The 13186-nt window shown below is 64.6% G+C and carries 14 protein-coding genes; 12 read left to right on the top strand and 2 right to left on the bottom strand.

From position 1 onward, the window contains the following. Positions 1 to 57: 57 nt before the first annotated feature. Positions 58 to 1455 carry an SPFH domain-containing protein gene (locus SB749_RS09395; RefSeq protein WP_410710112.1) on the bottom strand — a complete coding sequence of 466 codons (1398 nt, stop codon included), beginning with the start codon at positions 1453 to 1455 and terminating at the stop codon, positions 58 to 60. Positions 1456 to 1595: 140 nt separating this feature from the next. On the opposite strand from SB749_RS09395, the gene SB749_RS09390 reads away from it, so the two are divergent. From SB749_RS09390 to SB749_RS09335, 12 genes are all read left to right on the top strand, one after another. Further along, on the top strand, positions 1596 to 3125 hold the full coding sequence (locus tag SB749_RS09390; RefSeq protein WP_410710111.1) for an alanine/glycine:cation symporter family protein: 1530 nt from the start codon (positions 1596 to 1598) through the stop codon (positions 3123 to 3125). Between the two features lie 107 nt (positions 3126 to 3232). Then, positions 3233 to 3550 (top strand): chorismate mutase, encoded by a 318-nt coding sequence (locus SB749_RS09385; RefSeq protein ID WP_410710110.1) that lies wholly within the window; start codon positions 3233 to 3235, stop codon positions 3548 to 3550. 250 nt (positions 3551 to 3800) lie between these two features. After that, a complete protein-coding gene (gene rplU, locus SB749_RS09380; protein WP_025776790.1) occupies positions 3801 to 4109 on the top strand; it encodes a 50S ribosomal protein L21 in 309 nt (102 codons plus the stop codon). 15 nt (positions 4110 to 4124) lie between these two features. Beyond that, positions 4125 to 4376: a 50S ribosomal protein L27 gene (rpmA, locus tag SB749_RS09375; protein ID WP_025776788.1), complete on the top strand. Its 252-nt coding sequence runs from the start codon at positions 4125 to 4127 to the stop codon at positions 4374 to 4376. 100 nt (positions 4377 to 4476) lie between these two features. Next, entirely contained in the window at positions 4477 to 6042 is a 1566-nt protein-coding gene (obgE, locus tag SB749_RS09370) for a GTPase ObgE (RefSeq protein ID WP_410710109.1), read from the top strand. After that, positions 6039 to 7205, top strand: a complete 1167-nt coding sequence (proB, locus tag SB749_RS09365) for a glutamate 5-kinase (RefSeq protein WP_410710108.1) — start codon at positions 6039 to 6041, stop codon at positions 7203 to 7205. Before obgE ends, proB begins: the two co-directional genes overlap by 4 nt. A 3-nt stretch (positions 7206 to 7208) precedes the next feature. Continuing rightward, a complete protein-coding gene (locus SB749_RS09360; protein WP_410710107.1) occupies positions 7209 to 8498 on the top strand; it encodes a glutamate-5-semialdehyde dehydrogenase in 1290 nt (429 codons plus the stop codon). A gap of 176 nt (positions 8499 to 8674) precedes the next feature. Further along, on the top strand, positions 8675 to 8836 hold the full coding sequence (locus SB749_RS09355; RefSeq protein WP_167443897.1) for a hypothetical protein: 162 nt from the start codon (positions 8675 to 8677) through the stop codon (positions 8834 to 8836). A 1-nt stretch (position 8837) separates the two neighbouring features. Continuing rightward, positions 8838 to 9443: a nicotinate-nucleotide adenylyltransferase gene (gene nadD / locus SB749_RS09350; protein ID WP_264801570.1), complete on the top strand. Its 606-nt coding sequence runs from the start codon at positions 8838 to 8840 to the stop codon at positions 9441 to 9443. After that, the gene (locus SB749_RS09345; RefSeq protein WP_410710106.1) at positions 9436 to 10905 is read left to right on the top strand and encodes a hypothetical protein; all 1470 of its coding nucleotides are present in this window, start codon (positions 9436 to 9438) and stop codon (positions 10903 to 10905) included. Before nadD ends, SB749_RS09345 begins: the two co-directional genes overlap by 8 nt. Positions 10906 to 10957: 52 nt before the next feature. Further along, positions 10958 to 11335: a ribosome silencing factor gene (gene rsfS / locus SB749_RS09340; protein WP_264801572.1), complete on the top strand. Its 378-nt coding sequence runs from the start codon at positions 10958 to 10960 to the stop codon at positions 11333 to 11335. Further along, positions 11332 to 11928: a histidine phosphatase family protein gene (locus tag SB749_RS09335; protein ID WP_410710105.1), complete on the top strand. Its 597-nt coding sequence runs from the start codon at positions 11332 to 11334 to the stop codon at positions 11926 to 11928. The genes rsfS and SB749_RS09335 overlap by 4 nt, the downstream gene beginning before the upstream one ends. Before the next feature lie 94 nt (positions 11929 to 12022). Here SB749_RS09335 and SB749_RS09330 read toward each other — a convergent pair whose 3' ends face one another. Further along, positions 12023 to 13162 (bottom strand): glycosyltransferase family 4 protein, encoded by a 1140-nt coding sequence (locus tag SB749_RS09330; RefSeq protein ID WP_410710104.1) that lies wholly within the window; start codon positions 13160 to 13162, stop codon positions 12023 to 12025. Positions 13163 to 13186: the final 24 nt, after the last annotated feature.

The following is a 13186-nucleotide window of genomic DNA, read 5'->3' as shown; positions in this document are numbered from 1 at the left end:
CCGACGGATGACGTCGACGGGGCGCAGTCGCGTGCGGTGAACTCCGGGTCCTGGCGGTCAGCCTGCCGACTGCTGGTTGCGGGTGGTGCTGATCGTCGGCTGTGCGGCCTGGTCACCGCAGAGGACGATCATCAGGTTCGATACGAGGTCGCTGCGTTCGGTCTGCCCGAGCCTGACGATCTGCCGTCCTTCGATCTCCTCGATCGCCGTCTCGACCATGCCCACAGCTCCTTCGACGATGAGCTGACGGGCGGCGACGACGGCCGTGGCCTGTTGGCGCTGGAGCATGGCACGGGCGATCTCCGGAGCGTAAGCCAGTTGCGTGATGCGCGATTCGATGACCGTGACGCCTGCGGCCATGACGCGGGCGGCGACCTCATCGGAGAGCCGTGAGGTGATCTCGTCTGCGTTGTCGCGCAGCGACATGCGGCGCGGATCCGAGGAATCGTAGGCGTAGGAGTTCGCGATGTGCCGAACGGCGGTCTCTGCCTGGATCGCGACGAACTCCTCGAAGTCATCGACCTCGAACATCGCCTGTGCGGTGTCGCGGACCTGCCAGACGACCACAGCGCCGATCTCGATCGGATTGCCGTCGAGGTCATTGACCTTCAGCGTCGAGGTCTCATGGTTGCGGATGCGCGTCGAGATCTGATCCTTCGTGTAGAAGGGATTGACGAATCGCAGACCCGACTGCCTGACCGTTCCGACGTACTTGCCGTAGAGCTGGAGGACGACGGCATGTCCGGGCGCCACCGAGGTGCAGCCCTTGAACAGGAACATCGAAGCGATGAAGCTGAGGACGGCGACGATGAAGAGGACGACACCGACGACGACTTGGGCGAAGGTCATGACGAACCCGATGATGCCCAGGAGCACGGCGAGGAGCAGCAGGACGATGGCGCCGACGATGGCGAAGTAGCCCGAAACCCCGCCTGCCGGCTTCTCTCGGACACGTTCGCCATCGGGGGAGACGATGCGCGTGGGGACAGAATTCCCCTGCCCCGAGGCAGATGGGCCGCGGTGGGAATCCGGTGTCTGCACGGGCGACCGTCTGGTCCCAGGGGGAGAAGTCTGTGGCGAGACGGGCCCGGACCCGGCGGCCGGACCCGGACCCGGATCGGCGGGCTGTCCGTCCGAGCGGGGTCTCTGCGGTGCCGGTGGCAGCGGTGCGCCTTCACGGTGGTGCGGTGGCGCACCGGTGTTCGCCTGAGCACCGGCCGGCGGACCGTACGGCGCCGTCGTTCCCGAGCCGCCGACCGCCCCGGACTGAGCGCCCTGCGAACCATAGTGGCCGTTGGGATTCGTCACGGCTTCGGCTCCGGGATAGGCAGCGGGCTGACTGTGTCCGGCCTGGATATGAGTGCTCGGATCTCCGCTGGGGACGGGGCCGCGATCAGTGGTCGGGTTCGACGCTCGAGTGGGTCGCTGATCTGGCTGCTGGGGGTTCTGAGTCATGCTCCCAGTCTAGGCCAGGTAATGAGACGGGAATCTCAAACAGTCGTGGAACGGCCAGTTTCGTAACGGTTCGATAACTGAAACCGTCCCACAACTTGGAACGCTTGAATGTGACGCAAGTCTCAGTAGGTTGTCACACTATGAACAATCTTCATATCTCAGCAGCGCCGGCCTCGCCGGTCGACGGTGCCATCAATTCCTGGTTCGATCCGATCGCGACATGGTTCGGCAGTATCATCTTCTTTCCGATCACCATCGGAGAGATCTCTTTTCCATTCGTCGTTCTGTGGCTGATATTCGCCGCAGCGGTCTTCACGGTCTACTTCGGCTTCATCCAAGCTCGAGGAGCGAAGCTGTCGCTCGAGATCATCCGCGGAAAATTCTCCTCGAAGTCCGATCCGGGTGAGGTCAGCCACTTCCAGGCACTGGCTTCTGCGCTGTCGGGCACCGTCGGTCTCGGCAATATCGCCGGTGTCGGAGTGGCCATCGCCCTCGGCGGACCTGGAGCAACCTTCTGGATGATCGTGGCCGGACTTCTGGGTATGTGCACGAAGTTCGTCGAATGCACCCTCGGAGTGAAGTACCGCGAGATCGACGAGAACGGTGTGGTTCACGGTGGTCCGTTCAAGTACCTCCCTGTGGCCTTCCGCCGCTTCTCCAAGCCGGTGGCCACGGTGCTCACCGGACTGTTCGCCATCGCCATCCTCATCTTCGGCGTCGTCGGCGGCGGAATGTTCCAGGCCAACCAGACTTTCGCCCAGGTCCGCACGGCCACCGGCGGCGATGACGGATTCCTGGCCGGCCCCTTCGCCTCGCTCGTCTTCGGAATCATCTTCGCCGCTCTCGTCGCCCTGGTCATCCTCGGCGGCATCCGCTCCATCGCCAAGGTCACCGACAAACTCGTACCCGGAATGGCCATCTTCTATGTCATCTCGTGCCTCCTCGTGCTCGGACTCAACTACGCGAACATCCCGAACGCCATCGGCGAGATCTTTGCCGGCGCGTTCAACCCGCAGGGTGTGGCCGGCGGCATCGTCGGAGTCATGATCATCGGCTTCCAGCGTTCGGCCTTCTCGAATGAGGCAGGAATCGGATCAGCTGCGATCGCTCACTCGGCGGTCAAGACGCGTCGCCCCATCTCCGAGGGATTCGTTGCACTCCTCGAACCATTCATCGACACTGTCATCGTCTGCACGATGACGGCACTGACGATCATCGTCGCCAACCAGGCGTCGTACCGGGAGGATCTGGGTGCCGGTGAGATCGGTGGAGTGGCACTGACTTCGGATGCCTTCTCCACGGTCGCCTCGTGGTACCCGATCCTGCTGGCCATCGCCGTCGCACTGTTCGCCTTCTCAACCCTCATCACGTGGGCGTACTACGGTGAGCAGGCATGGAGCTACCTGTTCGGCAACGCGAAGGCCAGTGTCACGGTTTTCCGCACGCTGGTCTGCCTCTTCGTCGTCGTCGGCTGTGTGGCGACCTTCTCCAAGGTCGTCGAGTTCGCGGATGCGGCCCTGTTCATGTGTGCCTTCATCAACATCCTCGGCCTCTACCTGCTCATGCCGGTGGTCAAGAAGGAGATGAAGAAGTATCTCGCCGATCGCAAGGCCGGGACTCTGAACGACCCGGACACCACCGACGCTGTCCCGGTCGACCAGCCCGCCTGAGTCTCGACCGCCTCGAGACAAGAGCGACGCCCCGATCAAGGATGCCTGTGCCCCGTGCCATTCGGACGCGGGGCACAGGCATGTCCAGGCATCGATAGACTGGGAGCGTGGATGAGAACAGAGACGACAGGACACGCGCAGTCGCCCGGCTGCAGGAGCTGCGAGGCAGCATCGACAACATCGATGCCTCCCTCGTTCACCTCCTCGCCGAACGCTTCAAACTCACCGAGCGAGTCGGCGAACTCAAAGCCGACCATGGTCTGCCCCCGGCCGACGAGTCTCGGGAAGCCAGGCAGGTCGCCCGGCTGCGAGAACTCGCCGAGGAGTCCCATCTCGACCCGGAGTTCGCCGAGAAGTTCCTCGCGTTCATCGTCGCCGAGGTCATCCGCCGGCACGAGCGCATCGCGGAGTCACGCGAAAGCTGAGTCAAAGCGTCGGCGGCAGTCGCCCGCCACAGGGGGGTGGACGAGAGATGGCTCACATCGGGCAGGTCTTCCACTCGAGCAAGGGCGACGGGTTTGCCGTTGCTGTGCACTCTCGACTAGAATTGATCGTCGGTGCGCGTGACGCACCACGGCTGGTGATTCCTCTCAATGGGATGTCTGCGGGACGCGTTCTGCTGCAGCCAAGGGACAACCGCCGTTCGTTTGTTTTCAACAGAAAGAGGGTTCGACCATGGTCTATGCCATCGTCCGCGCCGGAGGCCACCAGGAAAAGGTGAGCGTCGGCGATATCATCACAGTCAACCGAATGAAGGCGAAGGCTGGAGACAGCGTCGAACTCGATGCCGTACTTCTTGTCGACGGTGAGACGGTCACGACCGATCCCGACGCTCTGGCGAAGGTCTCGGTCAGCGCTGAGGTCGCCGGTGAACTCCGCGGTCCCAAGATTGTGATCCAGAAGTACAAGAACAAGACCGGGTACAAGAAGCGTCAGGGCCACCGCCAGGACCTCACCCGTCTGAAGATCACGAACATCAAGTAAGAGGAGACTTCTCACATGGCAAGCAAAAAGGGAGTCAGCTCGACCCGCAACGGTCGCGACTCGAACCCACAGTACCTCGGCGTGAAGCGCTTCGGCGGCCAGGCCGTCAAGGCCGGCGAGATCATCGTCCGCCAGCGCGGAACCAAGTTCCACCCCGGAGCGAATGTCGGCCGTGGAGGAGACGATACCCTCTTCGCACTGACCGCAGGTGCCGTGGAATTCGGAACCCGCAACGGTCGCAAGATCGTCAACATCGTCGGAGCCTGATCCTTCCCGGATCCGTTCCGTCGTCAATATGATCTCTCCCTGAAAAGGGAGCATGAAGGGTGAGTCGAACGACTCACCCTTCATCTGATATAAGGACATTATGGCCACCGAGTTCGTAGACCGTGTCACCGTTCACCTCGCCGCAGGCGCGGGTGGGAACGGGTGTGCCTCGATAAGGCGCGAGAAATTCAAACCGCTCGGCGGGCCCGACGGCGCCGACGGCGGCAACGGCGGCAACATCATCTTCCGCGTCGACCGTCAGACCACCACCCTGCTTCCCCTGCACCACCGTCCGCACGTGCGCGCCGACGACGGCGGGATAGGCAAGGGCGATCTGCGCCACGGCGCCGACGGCAGAGACCTCATAGTCGACGTCCCAGAGGGCACCGTGGTGAAGAACACCAACGGCGACGTCATCGCCGACCTCGTCGAGGAGGGAACCGAATTCACCGCAGCCGCCGGTGGCCGCGGCGGGCTCGGCAACGCCGCGCTGGCCTCGACGAAGCGCAAGGCCCCCGGCTTCGCGCTCCTCGGAGAGCCCGGACAGACGCTCAGCCTCGTGCTCGAACTCAAGACGATCGCCGATATTGCCCTCGTGGGATACCCATCGGCGGGCAAGTCGAGCCTGATCGCTGCGCTGTCAGCCGCCAAACCGAAGATCGCCGACTACCCATTCACGACACTCGTGCCCAACCTCGGGGTCGTCCAGGCCGGCGACACCCGCTACACGGTCGCCGACGTTCCAGGACTGATCCCCGGCGCATCGGAGGGCAAGGGACTCGGCCTCGAGTTCCTCCGCCACGTCGAACGCTGTGCCGGCCTCGTCCATGTCATCGACATGGCCACCTGGGAGCCCGGACGCGATCCCGTATCCGACCTCACGATCATCGAATCCGAACTCGCCGCCTATGCCGTCGACCTCGACGACGGGAGCGGACTCCTGCCGCTCTCACAGCGCCCGAAGCTCGTGGCGCTCAACAAGGTCGACATCCCCGACGGTCGCGACCTCGCCGATATCGTCCGGCCCGATCTCGAAGCCGCCGGATACCGGGTCTTCGAGATCTCGGCAGTCAGCCACGCGGGTCTGCGGGAACTCTCGTTCGCCATGGCCGAGCTCGTGCTCGCCGAACGGGAACGTCGCGCCGAGATCGAAGCGACACCGCAGCGCGTAGTCATCCGGCCGAAGGCCGTCGACGATCGGGGATTCGAAGTCCGTTCCGAACGCACCTCCGACGGACCGCTGTTCCGCGTCCTCGGTGACAAGCCTCGTCGCTGGGTGCAGCAGACGGACTTCGGAAACGACGAAGCCGTCGGCTACCTCGCCGACCGCCTCGAGCACCTCGGCGTCGAAGAGGCTCTCTTCAAGGCCGGAGCGAAACCCGGCGACACCATCGTCGTCGGCGGAGACGACGGCGTCGTCTTCGACTGGGACCCCACAACCGTCGGCGGAGCCGAACTGCTCGGCTCCCGCGGATCGGACGCCCGACTCGACGAGGAAACGCGCTCCACACGCAAGGAACGCAAGGCCGCTTATCACGAGAAGATGGACGCGAAGGCCGCCACACGGGCCGAGTTCGAACAGGAGCGGCTGGCCGAACGCTCCCTCCGTGAGAGCCGCCTCGGTGCACCTGCGACAGAGTCTGGTGAGGGAGCCGGCGAGGAGTGACCGCCGCAGCTCAGGCGGATTCTTCCGCAGGATCGTTCCGTGACGACATCGCCCGAGCCCGTCGCATCGTCGTCAAGGTCGGATCGTCCTCGCTGACGACGATCGACGGCGGACTCGACGAAGCCAAACTCATCGCGCTCACCGATGTCATCGGGGCCCACCGATCGGCCGGTCACGAGGTCATTCTCGTCTCCTCCGGCGCGATCGCAGCCGGTCTGGAGCCGATGGGGCTGAAGAAGCGCCCTCGAGACCTCGCCAGCCAGCAGGCAGCGGCCGGGGTCGGTCAGGGACTGCTCATGGCCGCATACACGCGGGCGCTGGGACGCTACGACCTCGTTCCCGGCCAGGTGCTGCTCACCGCCGATGACCTGATCCGACGCACCCAGTACAAGAACGCCCAGCGAGCCATCGACAAACTCCTGGCCCTGGGCACGCTGCCCATCGTCAACGAGAACGACGCCGTGGCCACCGAGGAGATCCGCTTCGGAGACAACGACCGGCTGGCAGCTCTCGTCGCTCACCTGGCTCACGCCGATGCGCTCGTGCTGCTCTCCGATGTCGATGCGCTCTACTCTGGACCCCCGGACCAGCCCGGCTCCCGCCTGATCGGCCGCGTGCACGGACCTGGTGACCTCGACGACCTCTCCATCGGCGGAGTCGGGACAGCCGGAATCGGCACGGGCGGAATGGCCACGAAGGTCGACGCCGCCATCATGGTCGCCGATTCGGGGATCCCGGCCGTGCTGACCTCGGCACCGCAGGCCGCCTCGGCGCTGGCGGGGGAGACCGTGGGCACATACTTCGCCGTCACCCACAGACGACGGGGCACCCGCCTGCTGTGGCTGCGCCACCTCGCCCGGACCTTCGGATCGGTCACGATCGACAGAGGAGCCGAAACGGCCGTGCTCTCGAGGGGCACGTCCCTGCTCGCCGCGGGAGTCACCTCCTGCAGCGGGGACTTCGAAGCAGGGGATCCGGTCGAGATCCGCAATCTCGACGACGAGGTCATCGCCCGCGGTATGTCGAACTTCTCCTCGGACGAGCTGCCGCTGATGTTCCGTTCCACAACCGAGGAACTTGGCACCCGTCTGGGAAATGACTACCGTAAAGAGGTCATCCATCGAAACGATCTCGTTCTCACACAGGTGAGCGGGGGGAGATAGCCCATGACAGCAGCAGCCGAGATCCACCCGAAGACTGTGCGCGGCGTGACCCGCATCGTGCGCAACGCCAAGTCCGCCTCGAGCCTGTTGTCGACGACCTCGACCGCCGAGAAGAACGCTGCTCTCGGTGCCATCGCCGAGGCGCTGCGCGGCAACACCGACCGCATCGTCAAAGCCAACGACGCCGACATCGCCGCCGGCACCGAGAACGGAATGAGCGAGGCTCTGCTCGACCGCCTGCGCCTCGACGCCGATCGCATCGCAGCGATCGCGGACTCCGTCGAGGACGTCATCGACCTCGCGGATCCCGTCGGCGATGTCGTCGTCGGACGCACCCTGCCCAACGGCATCCGACTCACCCAGAACCGTGTCCCGATGGGTGTGATCGGTGCGATCTACGAAGCCCGCCCGAACGTCACCGTCGACATCGCCGTCCTCGCACTCAAATCTGGAAACGCCTCCGTCCTGCGCGGAGGATCGGCTGCGCAGAACTCGAACACTGAGATCATCTCCATCCTCCGGCGAGCCGTCGAATCGGCGGGACTGCCGGCCGACTCGATCAACGGCATCGACCAGTACGGGCGCGAAGGCGCGAACGTGCTCATGCACGCCCGCGACTACGTCGATCTGCTCATTCCCCGAGGTGGCGCCGACCTCATCAACATGGTCGTGCAGGAATCGATCGTGCCCGTCATCGAAACCGGTGTGGGCAATGTGCACATGTTCATCGATTCCACCGCCACGGTGAAGACCTCCGTCGACCTCGTCCTCAACTCGAAGACGCATCGACCCAGCGTGTGCAACTCGCTGGAGACCCTCCTTGTGCATGAGAAAGCCGCGAAACGCGTGCTGCCGAAGATCCTCGAACGCCTCGACGGCGCCGGGGTCATCGTCCACGCCGACTCGGACGTCTCGGCACTGGCGCCGGCCGGGATGAAGGTCCGACGGGTGTCGCGGCGCGACTGGGCCAAGGAGTACCTGGGACTGGAGATCGCGATCAAGCTCGTCTCCGGCATCGAAGAGGCCATCGACCATATTCGTGCCTACAGCTCCGGCCACACCGAGGTGATCGTGACGAAGGACCTCGACAACGCTGATACCTTCGTCACCGCCATCGATGCAGCGGCGGTGGGAGTCAACGTCTCCACGCGATTCACCGACGGGGGAGAGCTCGGCTTCGGTGCGGAGGTGGGCATCTCCACCCAGAAGCTGCATGCTCGCGGCCCCATGGGACTCGAACAGCTGACGACCACGAAATGGGTGATGATGGGCAACGGCCAGGTCCGTTCCTGAGCCCGAATCGGCTCCGACACTCCGCGATCAGGGTACTCACCGCCCGACCAGGGGAGACATCGGAGGGGGAAGAAGTCATGTCGATGCCGGATTCCCCGATGGTTCATGAGAAACTGAGAAGGTAACGACCCCGAAGCGCTCTGTGCGCGACGGATCAATGAGTAAGGAGAAATGACGTGAACGCAGCCATCATGGCCGCCGCGGCCGAAGGTGGGGAGCACGCAGCCCACGTGGAGCTGCCGATGGATCCGATCTGGTACGGACTCATCACCCTGGCGATCTTCATCACGATGGGCATTGTGTCTCGGTCGTGGAAGGGCATCTCGCACCGCCACTGATATGGCAGAGCACAGACGCAGAGTCGGTGTCATGGGCGGCACCTTCGACCCCGTCCACAACGGCCACCTCGTCGCGGCAAGTGAGGTCCAGGCGACCTTCGACCTCGACGAGGTGGTTTTCGTCCCCACGGGACGGCCGTATCAGAAGGACGTCGAAGAGGTCAGCAGCGCCGAGCACCGGTACCTGATGACTGTCATCGCCACGGCATCGAATCCGCGGTTCACCGTCTCTCGAGCCGACGTCGACAGACCGGGTCCGACCTACACGATCGACACGCTGCGCGACCTCGCCAGCAGCTACGGTCCCGAAACCGAGTTGTTCTTCATCACCGGCGCGGACGCTTTGGCTCAGATCTTGACGTGGAAGAATGTGGATGAGCTGTTTTCCCTGGCGCATTTCGTCGGGGTCAGCCGGCCCGGGCACGAACTCCACGGTGAGGGACTGCCGGTCGACCGGCTGAGTCTCGTGCAGATCCCTGCGCTGGCGATATCGTCCACGGATTGCAGACAACGGGTGATGGATGGTGCACCCGTCTGGTACCTCGTACCGGACGGCGTAGTGCAGTACATCGCGAAATACGAGTTGTACAGGAGTGAGAATGGCTGAGGAGCAGTTCACGTCACGTCGAGCACGGCGCGAAGCCGAAAGGCTGGCGGCGGAACAGGCGTTCGAAGCACGAGAGGTTCCTGAGCAGCCGAAGGAGGCTCCGAACTCTCGCGCCGGACTCCTCAGTCCGCTGCCCCCGAAGAAGCCCGGTGCGAAACCCGCCGCTGAGACCAGCGACGACACCGCCTCGCGCATCGACCCCGAACCCTCGCCGCGGACCAGCCACGAACGCGGCGCCCTGGCATCGGACCACCCGCAGGAGTCCCGGCCGCCGGTGCATGCCGAAGACCGTCTCGACCCGACACGGACCCCGTTGCCGCACTTCCAGTCGCGTGCCGAGAAGAAGAGATACCTGCGCGAACACGGACTTTCGCAGTACGGCGATCTGTCCACCGGCGCTATGCCGGTTGTCGCCGATGAGAAGGAACTGGCCGAACGGCAGGCCGCAGCCGAAGGTCGACTGACCGGACCGATCCCGGAAATCTCGGATTCTGAACCCGCGGACTCGAGCTCGGAAGCTGCGCCGGCAGCAGCAGACTCCGACGAAACACAGGCTTCGGCAGCCGCTGCGAAGGAATCGGTAAGCGATTGGCAACCCGACGCGAAGTCCGCCGCGACGGAACACGAATCCTATGACACCGCCGGTTTCGGGGGAGCAGCTGATGAGGTCGCCGCCCGCGATTTCGAAGCTCCAGTCACTCCTGCCTCGGCTCCGCGGCCGTCGACGGTGGAGAGCGAACCCTATGACGCACTGTCGATGCCGTACTCGGCTCTCGACGGCGACGCTCCTGCACTCGGCACCGAGGACGAGGACGAGACGCCTGCCGAGAACTCGGACGGGCCGGACTCAGAGGATCAGAACGCCTCAACCGACGAGCCTGCCACGGGTGTTGCCGCTGCAGCAGATCCCGCGGATGAACCTGCCCCGGAAGACAAGCCGGCCTCGAAGCCTGAGGCAGATGTCGTCGACGAGTCCGAGCCTTCGTCTCGGTCGCGACGGATGCCGATCGTGCAGCCGCCCTCGACCTCCGGAGTCCGAGTCGTCACTGCCGCCTCGGCGCAGATCCCCGAGGTCGACGAGCCCCGCAAGAGCGATGCTCGCCGGCCGCAGACCGCGGCGCCCGGTCGTGCCGAAGAGTCGCAGTCCGGCTCGGCCTCTGAGGGTTCCGGCGAATCGGCCGGCGACTCAGGTTCCGATGACGCGGCGCGCGCCCTGGCCGCCAACCCGGAGACCCGGCCGATGGAAGCAGTGCCCGAAGCCTGGTCGCTGCCGAATGCCGACTACGAAGACGAAGAAACCGTGAACCCTCCCGGCTCACGCATCCGTGCCAGCTCGGTGACCGGGCAGGACGGTCAGATCCTCATGGGCGAAGAGCCTTCGAAGATGCCCTATATCGTCCTTGGCGTGGCCGCGTTCTTCGCCCTGGCCCTCATCGTCATCGCCCTCGTCATGTTCCTCTGAGCAACACCCGGGACACACCACCTCGACAACCGCATCCATGCGAAAGGATCTTGTGAGCGAGATCGCCGAATCCACCCAGTTGCTTCGAACCGCGGCCAAAGCCGCGGACGAGAAGCTCGGAACCGACATCATCGGCCTCGATGTGAGCTCCACGCTCTATATCACCGACGCGTTCCTCATCGTCTCCGCCGATAACGAACGCCAGATCGGTGCGGTCATCGACGCTATCGAACAGGAAGTGCAGCTCGTCCACGACCGCACTCCGCTGCGCCGCGAAGGCCGGGGAGGGGACTGGGTGCTGCTCGACTTCGGCGAGATCGTCGTCCATGTCTTCTCCGCCGAACAGCGCGAATACTACGCGCTCGAACGGTTGTGGAAGGACGTTCCGGTCATTGATCTGCAGCTGCCGGAACCCGGCTCGGAGACATGACGAAGACCGTTCTGTTCTGGCGTCACGGACAGACGGACTTCAACGTCGCCGGTCGATTCCAGGGGCAGTCCGACGTCCCCCTCAACGATACGGGCCGAGAGCAGGCTGATCAGGTCGCCAGGCGGCTCGCCGAACTCGGACCGGAACTCATCGTCTCCTCCGACCTCTCGCGCGCCGCTGCGACCGCCGACAGCTTGGCCACACGCGTCGCTGTCGAACCCGTTCGCGATGAGCGGCTGCGGGAGACCGCCTTCGGCGAATGGGAAGGCTCCACCCGCGCCGAGGTGGCGGAGACCTGGCCGGACGAACTCGCCGACTGGGCCTCCGGAGCGGATATCGCACCTCCCGGAGGAGAATCGCGTACCCAGTCGGGCCGTCGTGTCGCTGACGCCATCACCGATATCGTGCAGTCCGCTGAAGCCTCGACGATCGCTATCGTCGCCCACGGTGCGGTGCTGCGCGCCGCTGCCGAAATCCTCCTGGAGATGAACGGGACAGGCCGGCTCGGGGTCCTCGGAAACTGCGGTCACGGAGAGTTCGGGTACACCGGCGACCAATGGGTTCTGCGCAGTTGGGGCACGCTCTCCCACTGAGTTGTTCGGTCGCACCGCTGCGGGCTCGGCCATCGGCTGAACGCGCCCTTGCGGAACCCGAGGCCCTCACCCGTGCATCAGTGTCCGCTCGGTCTCAGCCGTCGCTCTTGCGGTCGGCAGCGACTGATCTGATGAGGTCGACCAGCGAGTCTGCCGACTTCGCCCAATCGAAGACCTGTGACTGACGCCTGCCGGCTACGGACTGTTCGGCCCACCTGTCGGCATCGGTGAGCCGCTCGATCGCGTGCGCGATCGAGCGCGGATCTTCCGGGTCGAAGTATTCGGCCGCCTCAGCGGCGATCTCTCGGAAGATCGGAATGTCCGACACGGCCACGGGCACTCCCTTGGCCATCGCTTCGATGACGGGCAGACCGAAGCCCTCCTCCCGAGAGGCCGTGACCAGGGCCGTCGACTCGTCGAGCAGACGTGCATACTCCTCATCGCTGATTCCCCGATGGAAGACGACCTTCGCCCGGTCGGGAATGAGGGCTCGCAGCTGAGCTTCCCTCCGGCCTTCGATGCGGCTGGCGATGTGCAGGGTCCACCCCGGCAGGTGCTCGAGCGCGCGGATGAGGGATTCGACGTTCTTGTACGGCAGGAACGCGCCCATGTAGATGAGGGTCTTCGCATCGTGCCGGTTCACGGTCCGCGCCGGCGCTGCGACCGCCTCGGCGGCATTGGACACGACCTGCACCGGTCGATCCGTCAGCCGGTGGGCAGCGATGAGATCCTTCGTCGTCTCGGAGACGGCCGCTACGGCATCGGCACGATTGAGCAGCAGCCGCTGCGGGACGAAACTCAAATGATATGCCCGCCACAGCAGTCTCACTGGCAGCGGCAGATCGCCAGGTGGTTCGGGGTGGGAGTAGTAGATGAGATCGTGGATGGTGAGGATGAGGCCGTAACGGCGACCGAACGAGCCCATCGTCTGCATCGTCGAGAACACGACATCGGCGCCCAGTGCATTGAGCTTTCCGGCGATGGCCACCTCGGCGGGGGAGGTGGGGTCACCCAGCTGCACCCACGAACATTCGGGAAGCAGCGCCAGCTGTGCTTCATCGCTGATGACCACGGTCACGTCGATCTCTGTACCCTCGACGGCCGCCAGTAGGGCCGAGAGCAGACACGAACCGTAACGGGAGATCCCGTCGTGATGGGTGGTGCGGGTGAAGCGCGCGTCGAAGAAGACCGACAGCTTCGGGAACGGGTCGAGGCTCTTTGTGCTTTTGCTCATGGAACTCCGAGTCGATAGTCTGAT

This window comes from Brevibacterium sp. SIMBA_078, from assembly GCF_046534565.1.
GTDB lineage: Bacteria > Actinomycetota > Actinomycetes > Actinomycetales > Brevibacteriaceae > Brevibacterium.
Note: the sequence above shows the minus strand (reverse complement) of the source record. Positions and strands in the feature narration are given on the sequence as shown.

Excerpts from the sequence above, each read along its gene's own strand:
- SB749_RS09395 (WP_410710112.1), bottom strand. The coding sequence starts at position 1,455 with ATGACTCAGAACCCCCAGCAGCCAGATCAGCGACCCACTCGAGCGTCG.
- SB749_RS09390 (WP_410710111.1), top strand. The coding sequence starts at position 1,596 with ATGAACAATCTTCATATCTCAGCAGCGCCGGCCTCGCCGGTCGACGGT.
- rplU (WP_025776790.1), top strand. The coding sequence starts at position 3,801 with ATGGTCTATGCCATCGTCCGCGCCGGAGGCCACCAGGAAAAGGTGAGC.
- rpmA (WP_025776788.1), top strand. The coding sequence starts at position 4,125 with ATGGCAAGCAAAAAGGGAGTCAGCTCGACCCGCAACGGTCGCGACTCG.
- obgE (WP_410710109.1), top strand. The coding sequence starts at position 4,477 with ATGGCCACCGAGTTCGTAGACCGTGTCACCGTTCACCTCGCCGCAGGC.
- SB749_RS09360 (WP_410710107.1), top strand. The coding sequence starts at position 7,209 with ATGACAGCAGCAGCCGAGATCCACCCGAAGACTGTGCGCGGCGTGACC.
- nadD (WP_264801570.1), top strand. The coding sequence starts at position 8,838 with ATGGCAGAGCACAGACGCAGAGTCGGTGTCATGGGCGGCACCTTCGAC.
- SB749_RS09345 (WP_410710106.1), top strand. The coding sequence starts at position 9,436 with ATGGCTGAGGAGCAGTTCACGTCACGTCGAGCACGGCGCGAAGCCGAA.
- SB749_RS09335 (WP_410710105.1), top strand. The coding sequence starts at position 11,332 with ATGACGAAGACCGTTCTGTTCTGGCGTCACGGACAGACGGACTTCAAC.
- SB749_RS09330 (WP_410710104.1), bottom strand. The coding sequence starts at position 13,162 with ATGAGCAAAAGCACAAAGAGCCTCGACCCGTTCCCGAAGCTGTCGGTC.